Here is a 682-nt window from a genome sequence, read left to right on the forward strand (position 1 = left end):
CCATGTGTGCGATTTCCTATTGCTTTCTAAAAGGAAGCGGCCTGTGTAAGCCGGTTATTCGCGGCATCTGCCGCCTGATGCAATTATCGGTACTGCGTGTCACTTTCTTTAGGCGCTTCAGGAAACTTTTTTCTTCCTGGTGAAGTGGTTACAGCCTTGAGCCACTTATCCTTGCACGCTGCGTATGCAGTTCCGTGCTGGCAAAATGATTAACGGCATGAATATAAAAATGCTTTAGGCGCAGACGCCATTTTTTACTGAGCGTGGTTGAAAAGGGTGGGTAACAAGGGTGTGTGAGGGGAAAGGCGGTGCATAAAAAGGCCTCGTGGTGGGAAGTGAGAGGGCCGGCATGAGAAGGGGACGGGCACGAGAAAGGAACGAGCATGAAAAAAAGGGCAGGCAAGGCCAATGCCTTGAGAGAGACAACAAGGGGCAAAACAACACTAGACAAAATATAAAAAGGGCGCCGAGGCGCCCTTCATCATACTGGTTGACCGGTCTGCGATTAACGCAGCAGGGACATGACGCCCTGAGTGGTCTGGTTGGCCTGCGCCAGTACGGAAGTACCGGCCTGCTGCAGGATCTGCGCCTTGGACATGTTGGAAACTTCGGTCGCGTAGTCGGCGTCCTTGATCTGGGACATGGCGCTGGACAGGTTGGTAGACGTGGTGGCGTTACCTTC

At 52.8% G+C, this 682-nt stretch carries 1 protein-coding gene; it reads right to left on the reverse strand.

The features are described 5' to 3' along the window. Positions 1-505 precede the first annotated feature (505 nt). Positions 506-682, reverse strand: a 177-nt coding sequence (locus Q0931_RS16680) for a flagellin (protein ID WP_299262110.1), incomplete at its 5' end; no start/stop codon positions are given.

Origin of the sequence: uncultured Kushneria sp. (assembly GCF_947497025.1) — a bacterium.
Taxonomy (GTDB): Bacteria; Pseudomonadota; Gammaproteobacteria; order Pseudomonadales; family Halomonadaceae; genus Kushneria.